Origin of the sequence: Pseudomonas sp. PDM27, assembly GCF_019219205.1 — a bacterium.
In the GTDB taxonomy this organism is placed as follows: domain Bacteria; phylum Pseudomonadota; class Gammaproteobacteria; order Pseudomonadales; family Pseudomonadaceae; genus Aquipseudomonas; species Aquipseudomonas laurylsulfatiphila.
In genome coordinates, this window is the sequence record NZ_JAHUWF010000016.1 from 97090 (window position 1) to 111851 (window position 14762).

At 60.5% G+C, this 14762-nt stretch carries 17 protein-coding genes; 9 read left to right on the top strand and 8 right to left on the bottom strand.

Annotation, left to right across the window (positions count from 1 at the left end; genetic code table 11):
- Positions 1-154 precede the first annotated feature (154 nt).
- Positions 155-1561, bottom strand: a complete 1407-nt coding sequence (locus KW838_RS26355; protein ID WP_102701571.1) for a cytosine permease — start codon at positions 1559-1561, stop codon at positions 155-157.
- Positions 1562-1884: 323 nt separating this feature from the next.
- Here KW838_RS26355 and KW838_RS26360 point away from each other — a divergent pair, with 323 nt between their 5' ends.
- The 5 genes from KW838_RS26360 to KW838_RS26380 all read left to right on the top strand — a co-directional run bounded on the left by KW838_RS26360 (position 1885) and on the right by KW838_RS26380 (position 6060).
- Entirely contained in the window at positions 1885-2370 is a 486-nt protein-coding gene (locus KW838_RS26360) for a flavin reductase family protein (RefSeq protein WP_007976207.1), read from the top strand.
- 231 nt (positions 2371-2601) lie between these two features.
- Positions 2602-3645 (top strand): LLM class flavin-dependent oxidoreductase, encoded by a 1044-nt coding sequence (locus KW838_RS26365; protein ID WP_218504026.1) that lies wholly within the window; start codon positions 2602-2604, stop codon positions 3643-3645.
- Between the two features lie 136 nt (positions 3646-3781).
- A complete protein-coding gene (locus KW838_RS26370; protein ID WP_007976201.1) occupies positions 3782-3934 on the top strand; it encodes a hypothetical protein in 153 nt (50 codons plus the stop codon).
- Positions 3935-4024: 90 nt separating this feature from the next.
- On the top strand, positions 4025-4702 hold the full coding sequence (locus tag KW838_RS26375) for a cysteine hydrolase family protein (protein ID WP_218504027.1): 678 nt from the start codon (positions 4025-4027) through the stop codon (positions 4700-4702).
- A gap of 5 nt (positions 4703-4707) precedes the next feature.
- Positions 4708-6060 (top strand): cytosine permease, encoded by a 1353-nt coding sequence (locus KW838_RS26380; protein ID WP_218504028.1) that lies wholly within the window; start codon positions 4708-4710, stop codon positions 6058-6060.
- A gap of 301 nt (positions 6061-6361) precedes the next feature.
- On the opposite strand, the gene KW838_RS26385 is transcribed toward KW838_RS26380, so the two are convergent.
- The 4 genes from KW838_RS26385 to KW838_RS26400 all read right to left on the bottom strand — a co-directional run bounded on the left by KW838_RS26385 (position 6362) and on the right by KW838_RS26400 (position 10940).
- Positions 6362-7708 (bottom strand): glutamine synthetase family protein, encoded by a 1347-nt coding sequence (locus KW838_RS26385; RefSeq protein ID WP_102701575.1) that lies wholly within the window; start codon positions 7706-7708, stop codon positions 6362-6364.
- A 20-nt stretch (positions 7709-7728) separates the two neighbouring features.
- On the bottom strand, positions 7729-8283 hold the full coding sequence (locus KW838_RS26390; protein WP_007976194.1) for a helix-turn-helix domain-containing protein: 555 nt from the start codon (positions 8281-8283) through the stop codon (positions 7729-7731).
- Between the two features lie 25 nt (positions 8284-8308).
- Positions 8309-9598 (bottom strand): FAD-binding oxidoreductase, encoded by a 1290-nt coding sequence (locus KW838_RS26395; RefSeq protein ID WP_218504029.1) that lies wholly within the window; start codon positions 9596-9598, stop codon positions 8309-8311.
- 139 nt (positions 9599-9737) lie between these two features.
- Positions 9738-10940, bottom strand: coding sequence for an NAD(P)/FAD-dependent oxidoreductase (locus KW838_RS26400; RefSeq protein ID WP_218504030.1), 1203 nt, complete (start codon positions 10938-10940; stop codon positions 9738-9740).
- 309 nt (positions 10941-11249) lie between these two features.
- Here KW838_RS26400 and KW838_RS26405 point away from each other — a divergent pair, with 309 nt between their 5' ends.
- On the top strand, positions 11250-11810 hold the full coding sequence (locus tag KW838_RS26405; RefSeq protein ID WP_015095711.1) for an Rrf2 family transcriptional regulator: 561 nt from the start codon (positions 11250-11252) through the stop codon (positions 11808-11810).
- Positions 11811-11937: 127 nt separating this feature from the next.
- Here the strand turns inward: KW838_RS26405 and KW838_RS26410 are convergent, their stop codons facing one another.
- On the bottom strand, positions 11938-12273 hold the full coding sequence (locus KW838_RS26410; RefSeq protein ID WP_102701579.1) for a hypothetical protein: 336 nt from the start codon (positions 12271-12273) through the stop codon (positions 11938-11940).
- 279 nt (positions 12274-12552) lie between these two features.
- On the opposite strand from KW838_RS26410, the gene KW838_RS26415 reads away from it, so the two are divergent.
- Positions 12553-12792 carry a hypothetical protein gene (locus KW838_RS26415; protein WP_102701580.1) on the top strand — a complete coding sequence of 80 codons (240 nt, stop codon included), beginning with the start codon at positions 12553-12555 and terminating at the stop codon, positions 12790-12792.
- 13 nt (positions 12793-12805) lie between these two features.
- Positions 12806-13156, top strand: coding sequence for an osmotically-inducible lipoprotein OsmE (gene osmE, locus KW838_RS26420; RefSeq protein WP_007976184.1), 351 nt, complete (start codon positions 12806-12808; stop codon positions 13154-13156).
- A gap of 121 nt (positions 13157-13277) precedes the next feature.
- Here the strand turns inward: osmE and KW838_RS26425 are convergent, their stop codons facing one another.
- On the bottom strand, positions 13278-13478 hold the full coding sequence (locus KW838_RS26425) for an SPOR domain-containing protein (protein ID WP_102701582.1): 201 nt from the start codon (positions 13476-13478) through the stop codon (positions 13278-13280).
- Positions 13479-13696: 218 nt separating this feature from the next.
- Here KW838_RS26425 and KW838_RS26430 point away from each other — a divergent pair, with 218 nt between their 5' ends.
- Positions 13697-14059 (top strand): NUDIX hydrolase, encoded by a 363-nt coding sequence (locus KW838_RS26430; protein WP_218504031.1) that lies wholly within the window; start codon positions 13697-13699, stop codon positions 14057-14059.
- Positions 14060-14062: 3 nt separating this feature from the next.
- Here the strand turns inward: KW838_RS26430 and KW838_RS26435 are convergent, their stop codons facing one another.
- Complete coding sequence (locus tag KW838_RS26435; RefSeq protein WP_218504032.1) at positions 14063-14761, bottom strand: alpha/beta hydrolase; 699 nt, start codon at positions 14759-14761, stop codon at positions 14063-14065.
- Between the last annotated feature and the right edge of the window lies 1 nt (position 14762).

The following is a 14762-nucleotide window of genomic DNA, read 5'->3' on the forward strand; positions in this document are numbered from 1 at the left end:
AGCTTGCTCCGGGCGGCGTTCCGACGATGGACTTAAGAGCGCTGCGTTTAGTCAGTAACCACGCGGCATCGTTAACGACCATCGCGAGCAAGCTCGCTCCCACAGTGACGACGACGCGCCGGGCATTTTTATACGAACACCAAACGATTTTGCCTCAGTCGGTGTAGCCGAACCTCACCGCACGGCTTTCCTGTGCCTGGCTGCGCGTAGCGAGGCAGTAATACAACGGGCATGTCACCACCAGACCCACCAGCCACGACAGGTCCGCGCCGTCTACCAGATTGGCGTAGGGTCCGACATACAGTGAAGTGTTGGCGAATGGCAACTGCACGATGATGCCGATGAAGTAGGCGATGATCGCGTGCAGGTTGAAACGCCCGTAGATGCCGCCATCCGCGCGGAAGATCGAGGCGATGTCGTAGCGGCGACGCTTGATCAGGTAGAAGTCGATCAGGTTGATCGACGCCCAGGGCACCAGCACCAGCAACAGCGCCAGAATCAGGCCGATGAACTGCGAAATGAAGTTCGCCGAGGCACCCAGCGCCACCACGCAGCAACCCGCCAGGATGATGCCCGACAACACCACGCGGACCTTGATGCTCGGCGTCCACTGGCTGGCGAAGGTCTGGATCGAGGTGATGATCGACAGCACCGCGCCATACAGATTCAGGGCGTTGTGGCTGATGATGTTGAGCAGGAACAGCACCATCAGGATCGGCCCCAGCCAACCGGTGGACTGCTTGACCGCCGCCATCGCCTCGGTGCCTTCGGGCGTCGCCAGTACCGCCACGGCACCGAAGGTGAACGACAGGATCGTGCCCAGGGTCGCCCCCAGGTAAGTGGCGAAGAACGGCCGGGTGATGCCGATGTCCGCCGGCAGGTAGCGCGAGTAGTCCGACACATACGGCGAGAAGCTGATCTGCCAGATGATGCCCAGCGAGACCGTGGCCAGCCAGCCCGACAGGTTGAACCCGCCGCGAGTGAAGAAGTCCGCCGGCAGGTCATGGGCGAAAATGTAGAGGAAACCGGCGAGCAACGCGCTGCCCATGACCCAGGTGCCGATGCGGTTGAGGGTGTGGATGAAGCGATAACCGATCACCCCGATGGCCGTGGCGCTGAGGGCGCCGATCAGAATGCTCGCCGGCACCGGAACCGACGGCGCAATGCCGACGATCGATTTGCCTGCCAGCACGATGTTGGAAATGAAGAAACCGATGTAGATCAACGCGGCGAAGAACACGATCAGCAGTGCGCCGTAGCGGCCGAACTGACCACGACTCTGGACCATCTGCGGAATGCCCATGCACGGCCCCTGGGCCGACGCCAGCGCAATCACCACACCGCCGACCATGTGCCCGAGGGCAATCGCCAGCAGGCCCCAGAACAGATTGAGGTGGAACACCTGGACCACCATGGCGCCGGTGACGATGGGCAGTGGCGCGATGTTGGTGCTGAACCACAGGGTGAAAAGATCGCGGGCCTTCCCATGGCGCTCTGCGAGTGGAACGTAGTCGACCGTGTGGTTCTCGATCAACGGATCTTGCCGGGACATCTGGGACATGTGCATGAACTCGAGTTTGTCTGTTCTTATCTTTGTATGAAGCCAAACCGGGGGGACTCTCTGGCCGCCCCTCAGATGAGAACCATATTATGGTATTCCAAACTTTAAACAAGACTGATCCGGTCTTTGAACAAGCCTCTGAGCCGGTATCCTGCCCGATTCACGCCCACATTTGTTAGCCAATAGCCCCGTAATCATTGGCTTTGCGACGAAAGCCGTACGTTTATCGGTTCACTCAAAAAGACCTTGCAATCGATGTATTACGGTATACCATCAGACCTACAAACACATAAAAACGCGTCACACCACCCGAGGACCGTCCAATGATCGATGCCGCCATCTACAAACAAGTCATGGGCTCGTTCCCGTCCGGAGTGACCGTGATCACTACGCTCGATGAAGATGGGCAAATCGTCGGCCTGACCGCCAGCGCCTTCAGCTCGCTGTCGATGGACCCGGCGCTGGTGCTGTTCTGCCCCAACTACAGCTCCGATTCCTACCCGGTCCTGATCAGGAACAAACGTTTTGCGATCCACGTGCTGTCCGGCGGCCAGCAAAGCGAAGCCTATGCCTTCGCGCGCAAAGGCAAGGACAAGGCCCAGGGGATCGAGTGGACGCTCAGCGAGTTGGGTAACCCGATCCTGGCCAACGCCACGGCGGTCATCGAATGCGAGTTGTGGCGCGAATATGAAGGCGGCGACCACGCCATCATGGTCGGCGCGGTGAAGAACCTGATCGTGCCCCAGCAGAGCAGCGGGCCACTGGTGTATTGCCACGGCAAGATGGGTGCCCTGCCTGTTCTGGCCTGATCCCTCTGATATCACCGCATCCCCCTGTGGGAGCGGGCTTGCTCGCGAAGACGGAGTGTCAGTCAACACATATGCCGCCTGGAAGTTCGCTTTCGCGAGCAAGCCCGCTCCCACACTGCTTAGCGTTAGCCGCGAAGAGAAGTCATTTGCGGAAATTATGTATTATGGTATACCAATAACCATCAGGCCCGCAGTCGACAGGCCAACAACAAAAGATCCGAGGTAAGCGTCATGAAGTTTTCCCTGTTCGTACACATGGAACGTTGGGACGAAAGCGTCAGCCACCGCCAGTTGTTCGAAGACCTGACCGAACTGACGCTGATGGCCGAAGCCGGTGGATTCAGCACCGTGTGGATCGGCGAACACCACGCCATGGAGTACACCATTTCGCCGAGCCCGATGCCGTTGCTGGCTTATCTGGCGGGCAAGACCACCACCATTCACCTCGGTGCCGGCACCATCATCGCGCCGTTCTGGCATCCGCTGCGGGTGGCCGGTGAATGCGCGTTGCTCGACGTGATCAGCAATGGCCGCATGGAAGTCGGCCTGGCCCGTGGCGCCTACCAGATCGAGTTCGACCGCATGGCCGGCGGCATGCCAGCCTCCTCCGGCGGCCAGGCGTTACGGGAAATGGTTCCGGTGGTGCGAGCCTTGTGGAACGGTGACTACGCCCACGACGGCGACATCTGGAAATTCCCGACCTCCACCAGCGTGCCCAAGCCGATCCAGCAACCGAACCCGCCGATGTGGATCGCCGCCCGCGACCCGGACTCGCACAACTTCGCGGTGGCCAACGGCTGCAACGTCATGGTCACGCCGCTGATGAAAGGCGACGAGGAAGTCCTCGACCTGAAGAACAAATTCCAGGCCGCCCTGGACAACAACCCTGGCGTGGCGCGCCCGCAACTGATGGTGCTGCGACACACCCACGTGCACACCGCCGACGATCCGCAGGGCTGGGAAGTCGGGGCCAAGGCGATCTCGAAGTTCTATCGCACCTTCGATGCCTGGTTCGGCAACAAGACCACCCCGGTCAACGGTTTCCTCGCGCCGAGTCCGGAAGAGAAATTCGCCGGTCGCCCCGAGTTCGAACTCGAGAGCCTGCACAAGACCGCCATGATCGGCACCCCGGAAGAAATCATTCCGCGCATCAAGTACTACCAGGAACTGGGTGTAGACGAGTTCAGCTTCTGGTGCGATAACAGCCTGCCCCACGCGGAGAAGAAAAAATCCCTGGAGCTGTTTATCAAGCATGTGGTGCCAGCGTTTCGCTGATTACGCCGCCCTGCGACATCAACTGTAGGAGCGAGCTTGCTCGCGATGGACGCCAACGATAACGCGGGCCATCTGAATGAACGCGTTGTCCAGAGTTTTTCGCGAGCAAGCTCGCTCCTACAGGGGGTCGATTTCCATGTTCACTGATCGCCTCCCATCACTCGCCCTCCCCTCCGGCGCCGCGCGGGCTTACCTGCGCGGTGAATGGACCGCTTCGCACCTGCATTTCAAGCGTCTGCGCGCCAGCGTTTCGGCCAAGCAGAACGGCTTCTGGCAAATAGTTCACTGAGCCCACCCGAACAGCCAATCACGCACCCCGCGTCTCGCCATGGCATGGCGCGTGCGGTGTCTTATATTCGCCTTTGATCAGGTTTGCCCAATGAACAATAACAACGCGCTGTTGATCATCGACATGCAGCAGGAGGACGGCTTCGTCCTGAAGAACTTCGACAGGGTGGTCGCCCATACCGCCGCCCTCCTCGACACCGCCCGCCATCAGCGGATGCCTGTCATCTATACCCGCCACATCAATCAGGCCGACGGCAGTGATCTGCCCCACGGTGAACCCCTGGCCGCCGACGGTGGCCCCGGCAGCTACCGCGCCGGCACCTGGCAAGTGGAAATCATCGAGTCGCTGACGCCGCAGCCCGGTGAATGGATCATCGACAAGGGCCGTTACAGTGCCTTTCACCGCACCGACCTCGATGCCCGACTCAGGGCCATGGAGGTCGACACGCTGATCATCTGCGGTGTGTTGACCGACGTCTGCGTGCTGACCAGCGTGTTCGATGCCTTCGCCCTGGGCTATCGCGTACGCCTGGTCAGCGATGCCTGCACCACGACCACCGAGGCCGGGCATTATTCGGCCTTGCTGATCATGGCCAACTGGGTCTACTCACTGGAAATCCTCACCACGACCGAATGCCTGCGCGCCCTGGAACAGCGCGACTACCTGAGCCTGATCCCCGAGCGTCCGGACCTGTTTGCCCACCAGCCCCATGAGCTTCCCGGCACCATCGCCCGTCTGCAATCCCGTCTCGTCCGGACTCAGGAGTGATCGCCATGCAAGTCGAAAAAAGAAGCATCGATTTCATCCCCGAAACCGAACGCCACGGCAAACCGGGGTCGCTGTTCTATATCTGGTTCGGCGCCAACATGAACATCACCACCATCGCCTCCGGCGTGTTGCCGGTGGTGATGGGGCTCAACCTGTTCTGGAGTGCGCTGGCGATCATCGTCGGCTCGTTGCTGGGGGCGATTTTCATGGCCTCCCACTCGGCCCAGGGACCGAAGCTGGGCATTCCGCAGATGATCCAGAGCCGGGCACAATTCGGCGTGCTGGGGGCGGTGTTGCCGCTGCTGTTTGTGATGCTGATTTACCTGGGCTTCTTCGTCAGCAACACCTTGCTCGCGGCCCAGGCGCTGGAGTCCGTCAGCCCGCTGCCGATGTCCGGCAACATCTACCTGATCGGCGCGTTGTGCTTCGTCGTCGCCCTCTATGGCTATCGATTGATTCACCGTTTGCAGAAGCTGCTGTCGATTCTGTCGCTGGTGGTGTTCATGGCCGCCACGGTGCTCGCCTTGCAGTTGCCGATCCCGGCCGAACAATGGCTGCCGACCGGCTTTTCGTTGTCGAAGTTCCTGGTGGCGGTGAGCATCGCCGTGACCTGGCAACTGTCCTACGCACCTTACGTCGCCGACTACTCGCGCTACCTGCCGAGTAATACGCCGACCGCCCAGGTGTTCTGGTACAGCTACGCCGGCACGGTCAGCGGTGGCGCGTGGATGATGATTCTCGGGGCGATCCTGAGCGTCGGCATCGGCGACTTTTCCAGCAACGTCGGCGGGCATGTCGCCGGTTTGTTCGGCACTGGCGCGGTGCTGCTGTTCGCCTTCATCGTCTATGGCCAGGTGTCGATCAACGTGTTCAACCTGTACGGCGCGTTCATGTCGACCATCACCGTGATCGAGCCATTCGCCCGACTCAAGGTGACGCCGCGGGTGCGCGGTATGTTCATGCTGCTGATCAGCCTGGTGGCCACGGCCCTGTGCACCATCAGTCAGGACGACTTCATCAACTTCTTCCTGAACTTCATCTTCTTCATGAGCTACTTCCTGATCCCGTGGACGGCGATCAATCTGGTGGACTACTACTGCCTGCGCAAAGGGCAGTACCGGATTGACGACATCTTCGACCTGAACGGAATCTACGGGCGGGTCAACCGGATTGCCTGCGGCAGTTTCCTGCTGGCGATCGCCCTGGAAATTCCGTTCATGAACACCACGCTGTACGTCGGCCCGGTGGCCACGGCGCTGGACGGGGTGGATCTGGCGTGGGTGGTCGGGTTGCTGGTGCCGGCGGTGAGTTACTACTGGCTGATGAAAATGACCGCGCGCGTCAGCGTACCTGCATAGTCATCAGCCTTTGACGGCAAAAAGATCGCAGCCTGCGGCAGCTCCTACAAGGGCAAGACGTACACCCCTGTAGGAGCTGCCGCAGGCTGCGATCTTTTGATTTTCAACGGCCAACCAAACTCCAGGCAAAAAAAATCCCGGGCAGCTGATGGACGCCCGGGACTTAAAAATGCATAAACCGTGGTGGTGAACGCGGCGCGGATATTACGGAATATTTCGGCCTGTAACAAGATATTTTTATTCACTATCCAGTTACTAAACGCTCTAAGCCCTTATATATCCACATATTTTCTAAGGGCGACTACAAGAACCAGCGATACTCACGCGCGCTGATGTCATGCAGAAATGCCAGATGATCCTGGCGTTTGTTTTCGCAATAGACGTCCACGAACTCCGCCCCCAAGCCTTCGCGCACGGCTGAATGATGTTGCATGGACTGTACCGCTTCGAGCATTTCCAACGGGAAATCGACGCCACTGCTGCGGTCTTCGTTGAGCGGTGCAATCGGCTCGCGCTCCCCTTCCAGGCCCTGCTCCAACCCCACCAGGATCGCCGCCAACGCCAGATACGGGTTGGCATCGGCGCCCGCCAGGCGATGTTCGATGCGCAGGTTCTTGACGTCCGACTCCGGAATACGCAAGCACGCATCGCGGTCCTCGAAGCCCCAACTGGCGCGGGACGCAACGTTCACCGTGCCACTCAAGCGACGCATGGCATTGTGGTTCGGGGCAAAGATCGGCATGCAGTGCGGCAACACCTCCAGGCAACCAGCCACGGCATGGCGCAGCGCCCGCTGACCGTTCGCCGCCAGCAGGTTGTTGCCGGCCTGGTCATACAGGCTGACGTGCACGTGCATGCCGCTGCCGGGGTGTTGCAGGTAAGGTTTGGCCATGAAACTGGCGCGCAGGTTGTGCTTGAGCGCCACGCCCCGTGTGCTGCGGCAGAACAGCGCGGCCCAGTCGGCGGCACGCAGGCCGTCATCGCAATGGCCGAAATTGATTTCGAACTGGCCCGGGCCGAGTTCGGCGGTGATCACCGTGGCATCGATGCCTTGGGCCCGCGCGGTCTCGACCATTTCATCGAGCACCGGGGCGAAGCGCGACAAGCGTTCGATGTGCATGTTCGGCTGATCGTCGGCGTCGCCGGTCAGCTCATCACGGGGGAACTGCGGCAGGCCGTCCTTCAAGCGGCTGTCGAACAGGTAGAACTCCAGCTCGAAGGCCACCACCGGGAAAATCCCTTTACGGTGCAGGCGGTTCAGCACCTGCGCCAACACTTCACGGGGTTCGAATTCGATGGGTTTTTCCGTGCCGTCGGAGGTGATCAGCATCTGGCCCAGAGGCTGCTTTTCCCAAGTCACCAGCTTCAAGGTGCCAGGCACCAAACGCCGCAACGCATCCGGGTCGCCATCGTTGAAGCAGTAGTCACCAATCTTGAACAGCCCGCCCTGGGTGCCGAGCAGCACACAATTTTGCGGCAGTTTTAGTGCACTGCCAGCAGCGACTTTTTCCAGCATCTCGATCGGGTAGCGCTTGCCGTAGAAATGCCCCGGAATGTCCAGGGAGATCAGGTCGACATAACGCACTTCGGGGTTGCAGTGGCGGAAGTTGCGAACTTCGGCCAGCAGTTCAGAGCACACGGCATCCATCGTTTTGGTCCTTGTTGTTATCAGGTGTAAACCCAAAGCACGCGGGTCAGTTGGTCGGACAGGTTGCCGTAGCGGCAGTGCGCATGGCTGGCCAGTTGAAAGCTGTCGCCGGGATGCAGGGTCACCGGTTCGTTGTCGTCGAGCCACAGGGTCAGTTGCCCTTCGAGGACATAACCGCCCTGCTCCGAGCTGTCCTTCATGTGCCGGTCGCCGCTGCTGGCGCCGGGTTCGAGCTGGCTTTCAAGCATCGAGAACGACGCGCGCATTTTTGGCGAAACGAGGATGTCGGTGATGCCGTCGGCGTAGTACAGCGTACGGCGCTCGTCCGGGCGGGTGACCCAGGACAACGCCATGGGTTTGGGCAGGCTGTAGAAATAGGTGGTGGGCACCCCGAGGGTTTCGCTGATCGCGGTCAGGTCCGCCACCGTCGGGCGCGACAGGCCGCGCTCGACCTGGGACAGAAAACCTACGGAGCGGCCGATTTTGTCCGCCAGTTCCTTCAGGGTGTACTTCTTGTGCTTGCGCAGGTCCTGGATCAGGATCGCCAGCGCCGAAATTTCTTCTTGCATGTCCATCTTGAGGCTTCCAGAAAGTGTCGCTTCAAATACTGTCGCGCAGTCGATACCAGGCTTTGCCGATGGCTTCCAGCGGCGCGGCCAGGTATTTGCCGCCGGGGAAACTGCCGTTGTTCAGGCCCTGGTACAGGAACAGTTCGTCGGGTTGACCGAGGATCGCGTCGGACACCGCCCGCGCCGCGGCCAGTGTCGGCAGCACGCCATGCCCGGAATAGCCCTGCATCCAGTACAGATCGCCGCGCCGTCCGATGTCCGGCGTGCGCTTGAGGGTCAGGTCGATGTGTCCGCCCCAGGCAAACTCCAGCGCCACACCCGTGAGTTGCGGGAACACCCGCTCCAGGAACGGTCGGGTCGCCGCGGCGATGTCCTTGGGCATCCCGCCCAGGTAAGTGCAACCGCCGCCGAACAGCAGGCGGTTATCCGGGGTGCGGCGGAAATAATCGAGCACGAACTGATTGTCGGTCACGCACACGTTGCTCGGCAGCAGCGCAGTGGCCTGGTCCCTGGTGAGCGGCGCGGTCGCCACCTGATAGGTGCCGACCGGCAACACACAACTGGCCAGTTGCGGGTCGAGCCGATCGAGGTAGGCGTTGCACGCCAGCACCAGCACATCGGCGCGAATACGACCGCGCTCGGTCGTCACCACAAAGCCTTCGCCCTCCTCGCCATAACTCAGCGCCTTGCTTTGCTCATAGATACGGCCGCCAGCCCGCTCAACCGCCTCCGCGAGGCCCAGGGCCAGTTTCAGCGGGTTCAAATGCCCGCCCTCGGGGTCGAACAGGCCGGCCTGATAACGCTCGCTGGCCACCCATTCCGGCAGCTGTTGCCGGGGGATGAACTGCAGTTTGTCGTGACCCCACTTGTGGCTGGCCTCGTGCTGCCACTCGGTCAGCAGCCCCACTCGCCGCGGCATCACCGAAGTCCAGAGATGGCCGGCGCGGTAGTCGCAATCGAATTCATGGCGGCCGGGCAGATCACGCAATTCGCGCGCGGCCCAGCGCATGCCGTCCCACAATCGCCGCGCCCGCTCGTATCCCAGCGCCGCTTCCAGCGGGGGCATGTCGCACGACCAGCCGAGAATCGCCTGCCCGCCATTACGCCCGGACGCGGCCCAGGCCACCCGGCTGGCTTCGAGCAAAGTCACGCGCTTGCCGGCCAGCGCCAGGCGCAACGCCGTGTGCAAACCACTGAAACCAGCCCCGATGATCAGCACTTCAGTGTCTTGCTCACCTTCCAGTGCGGTGCGATTGACCAGTCGATCGGCGCAGCTATGGGCGTAGTAACTGGCGACATGCCGGGTGGATTGCTGAAACATACGGCCTCGTGAAATTTTGTATTTTTAATTTCATGAAAAAATACACGGTAAATTTCACGCAGGCAATCGAGGCGTAAAAAAATCCCGCTTCGGCGAACCCGAGCGGGATTGTTTTATTCAGACGCGATGTTCGAAGCAATCAGGCCACAGGAATCATCGGATCCGCCGAAGCCAGTGCGGTGACTCGATCTGCCGCCGGTGGGTAGATCCACTGGGTGTTGATCTGGGTCTTCAGTGCCTTGGCCTCATGCTTGACCAACTTGACCTGGCGGTCCCAACCCTCGGTGTAGACCGCGCCCCAGGCGCCGAGGTCGAGGCAGGTCACGTACTTGGGCTGGCTGTACGGCGTCGGGTCGACACCGAGGATCTGCGCCGCCACGTTGTTGCCGGCATGGCGGCCCAGCGAAATCGCGTGCTGGCAGGTCATCAGGGCGTAGTTGCCGATCTCGTCACTGGCTGCGTAGGCCACGTCGCCGGTGGCGAAGATGTCGTCCTGGCCAATCACTTTCAGGTGGGCGTCGACATGCAGGCGGCCCAGGTGATCGCGTTCGGCCGGGATCTGTTCGGTCAGGGAGCTGGCGCGAACGCCGGTGGTCCAGACCACGGTCCTGGCATCGATACGCGCACCGTCGGACAGGGTGACGCCATTGGCATCGACCGACACGACCGAGGCTTTCAAGTGCCATTTCACGCCGGTCGCCAGACTGGCCTCGACGATCGATTCGGCGATTTCCTCGCCCATCGAGCCGCCGATTTTATCGCCGCGGTCAACGATGATCACATTGATGTCGGCACGGTCGCCGAGGATGGCCCGCAGGCGGGTCGGCATTTCAGTCGCCGTTTCGATCCCGGTGAAACCGCCACCGGCCACCACCACCGTGTTGCGCGCCTTGCTTTCAGGCTGGTTGGCCAGCGCCTTGAGGTGGTTTTCCAGGCGCACGGCCTGTTCGATCTGGTCGACGTCGAATGCATGTTCGGCCACGCCCGGGGTGTTTGGCGAAGCCAGGCCGCTGCCGGTGGCCAGAACGAGTTTGTCGTAGCTGCCGACTTGTCGGGCACCGCCGGCATCGACATAGCCGACCTGCTTTTGCTCGACATCGATGGTCTGCGCCGCGCCCTTGATGAACTTGACCCCGACAGCATCGAACAGATCGCCGATCGGCGCCGCCAGTTGATGGGCGTTCGGTTCGTAGAAGCGCGGACGCACTCGCAGCTCGGCCTGGGGCGCCAGCACGGTCACTTCAACGTCGTTGTGGCCGTGAATGTCGAACAGGCGCGTGGCACTCAAAGCGGTCCACATGCCACCGAAACCTGCGCCGATCACCAGAATGTGCTGTTTCATCTTTAACTCCAGGGGATAAACAAGGGTTGTGAGTCACGCTCATCGGGAGCCGGCATGAGGTCGGTGTTTTTCGAGAATCGTCGACCTGTGCCGCTCGAACAACTACGACTGTATTGATCCTAGTTAAATCCTGCAACCCGTTTTTTTTGATGGCGGCCATCGAACCCGTCGATACTTCCGTAGAAAAGCCTCAAGAACGTGCATGACAAGGACTTTTCGAGCAGACAAAAAAAATTCAGGACGCGACGATTCGTTGCCTGGCTTAGGCTCGGCTGCTAGAATTGGCGACTAATCAAGTCGGAGATCTGTATGTCTCTTTACAGCGCGGGTGTCGAGTACGGCATCCACTGCCTGCTTTTTCTCGTCGGCAACGGCGGCGACTCGCGCGAAGCGAGCGTGCGCGACCTTGCCGAACTGCAAGGCGTTCCCCTGGACTATCTGGCGAAAATCTTCACCAAGCTGGCCAAAGGCAAACTGGTGGTCGCCACCGAAGGCATGCGCGGAGGCTTCAAGCTGGCCCGGCCCGCCGACGAAATCACCCTGCTGGATATCGTCAACGCCATCGACGGCCGCAAGTCGATCTTCGACTGTCGGGAGATCCGTGGCCGTTGCGCCGTGTTTGACGGCACCCCGCCGGCCTGGGCATTGGACGGTCCGTGTGCGGTCCATGGGGCGATGATGGTTGCGCAAAAGCGCATGGAAGAGGCCCTCGCCCAACAAACCATCCTCGACATCGCCAGGAAATTCGGGCGCAAGGCCCCGGCAGAATTCGGCGTCAAAGTGGAGAGCTGGATGAACGAGCGTCGGGAAAGGAAAAGCAGCGCCCAGGCCAGTGAGCAGATCATTCCTGCGACCAACCTTTCAGACTGACGGCACAGATTACGAAATATCCCGGAATTACGTGATGAACCATAAAAAAACCGGATGCACGCCAGGCATCCGGTTTTTCTCGGTTCAGGCGAAAAGCGGTCGGTGACCGATTTTCACCCTCTCGCACTTACAGGCAGTCGCGCACGATTTTGCGCAGGTCGCCGGACTTGGCCCAAGGCGGCCCCTGATACAGCGAAATCCGGCTGCCATCCTTGTATTTCACGATATCCAGCACTTCATCGGCCGTTATCACACTCGGTGCGGTGATCCGGTAGCCGTTGGAAATCGAAACCTGGGTCGTATTCGATACTTCCTTCTGCCAGGCAGGCAAAACGCACGCCGCATACTCTTTTGGCGTCTTCTCGCTGTGCTTGCTGACATTCGGCTCGCCCGGTACCAGCGACGCCGGCAACGAACACCCGCCCAGCAATGCCAGCGCGACTCCCCCCATCAACATCCGCATGCTGCTTCCTTAAATTCGAAAAGAGAAAATGTAGCTTGCCATCGACCGTACATCCATCCCGACGATTCGGCGAGTCATTGATATCACTTCGCCCAGTTAGTTCCTTGCAGGCTGTCATTTGACGTCGTCCTGCTGGGTGAACAACCGGCACTAGAGCAGCCGGCGCCTTTTCCCGTTCGCTTTTCCCGACCAAAGGAAACCCTGTTGATTCAGACGAGCACAACATCCGGTCCGGTAAACGGGTCTAAAATTGCGGAGTGCAGTGTTCAGGAGGTCATCATGTGGCTTAACGAATCGGAACAGCAACTTCGGCGTGATCTTCAGGGGCTTGCGTCAGATTTGCGCTGGTCGGCGGTGGAGCTTCTGCGCATAGAGCAGCAGTTGCGCCTGCTCGGCAGCGAAGTCGACGCGCAAGCGGTGCAAAGACTGTGTGCCTTGTTTCAGGGTGATGAAGAAAAACTGTCCGGCTATGCCGAGGAAGTGAAAGCCAAGGTCATTAGCCGCAACAAGGCTCAATAGCGGGAGCGCTGCCATGAACAGGCCTCTATTCACGCTGGTCGCCGTACTGACCGCGTTGCCAGGCTGCAGCACCAACTCGATCTATCAGGACCAGCCGCTGGTGGCGAAAGTCGACACCGGCATGACCCGGGAACAAGTCCGGCAAATCGGCGGCCAGCCCCTGGCGGTCACGGATCGTACCGTTGAACCCGGTACCTGCTTTGACTACAAACTGACTCACGAAGGCCATCAGCAGGCGTACAACGTCAGTTTCGATGGCCGCGGCATGGTCGACCACAAGAGCTTCATGACCTGCGCGGAATGGAGCCACGCGCAGCTAAAGGCCCGGGAGCCCTCCCGGCCCAGCGGTGGAGGTGGCTATTAATTATTAATACTGCAGGAGCGAGCTTGCTCGCGATGGACGTCAACGATGACGCGCCCTGTCTGAATGAACGCGTTGTCCGGACGTTTTTCGCGAGCAAGCTCGCTCCTACAGGAGATTGACGTCATTTTGTTTGATGGCTGCCTGCAGGCTTGCCCGCACGCGCCCTGTAGCCGGGCAGTGACGCGGCAAACGCCAATGCCTCCTCTCGACTGTTGAACGAGCCAAGCCGGTCACCCTGGGTGCATACCCGCCAGGGGCCGTTGTTCACGCTGAGTACGTCATAGCCGTTCATGTGCATCTTGTTCAGCATCGAAACGCTCATGGTCACCTCCTCCTGGGCAGTGCTATCAGGTTGACTTGTTTACCTTACACCCACCCTTCTCCAAAATACCGACCAGACGTCGCCATGGAAATTCCCCCTTTCGGTTGCACTTTTCGTCTCATCGGCAGCTCAAACTACTCCGATGGCAGCGCAATCGCGGCGAAGGCCCGAACGCTGCAGCTCCATGCCTGTTTCATGACAACGGCACCGGGTAACCCATGAAAGTACGCGCAACCATCATCTGCGAGCAGGACCGGCATGTACTGCTGGTACGCAAGCAAGGAGGTCGCTGGACGCTGCCCGGCGGCAAGCTCGAACGGGGTGAAAGCGCAGCCGATGCTGCCGTGCGCGAGCTGTGGGAAGAAACCGGCCTGCGGGTCGACCAGTTGATATACGTGCTGGAGCTGGAAACGGACGGCACCCGACACCACGTCTTCGAGGTGTCGGTGCTGAACCTTGAGCAATTGCGGCCGCAGAACGAAATCACCGATTGCATCTGGCACCCGCTGGATGCGCTACACAACCTGAACATCAGCGATGCCATGCGCAGTATCGTCAGCGCCTTTGTGCGGCGCTTGTAGACTCTAGTCTTTGGCCAACGCCGTCGCGGCCCTGTCGATCAAGGCCGCCACTTCAGCGGGCATCGACGCCAATGACGCATGACTGGCGTTCAGGGTCAGAATCTCCCGGGGGTTGAGCCGCGCGGCCATCCATTGCTGGTTCTGTGGCGCGATCATCCGGTCGGCGGTCGAGATCTGATACCACGATGGCTTGTTCTTCCAGGCCACCGTGCCAACGGTGTCGCCGAAGGTGCTCGCCAGCGGCGCTTTCTGGGTAAGGCCCATGACCAACCCTTCGGTCGCCGGCAGGTCCTGACAGAAGCTCTCGTGGTAGAGCTCGGGCTTGACCCACAGGTAACCGTCGCTATCGGGCATCAGGTTGGCCGCTGCCGCAGGCAGGTGCCGTTGCGTGATGCCGCCGGGGCTTTCACCGGCGTCCGGGGCGAACGCGGCGATGTACACCAGCCCGACCACATTCGGCAAATCACCCGCTTCAGTGATGACCGCGCCGCCATAGGAATGCCCCACCAGCAGCACGGGACCGGGCACCTGGGCGACCATCTTGCGCGTACGCTCGGCATCCTCGGCCAGGGACGTCAGCGGTAACTCGACGGCACGAATGTGCGTGTCACCCCGGCTGAGCAGTTTGACGATGACCTTGTTCCAGTGGGCGGCACCGCCCCAGAAACCATGGACCAGCACGATCGTGGGTTTGTCACTCATC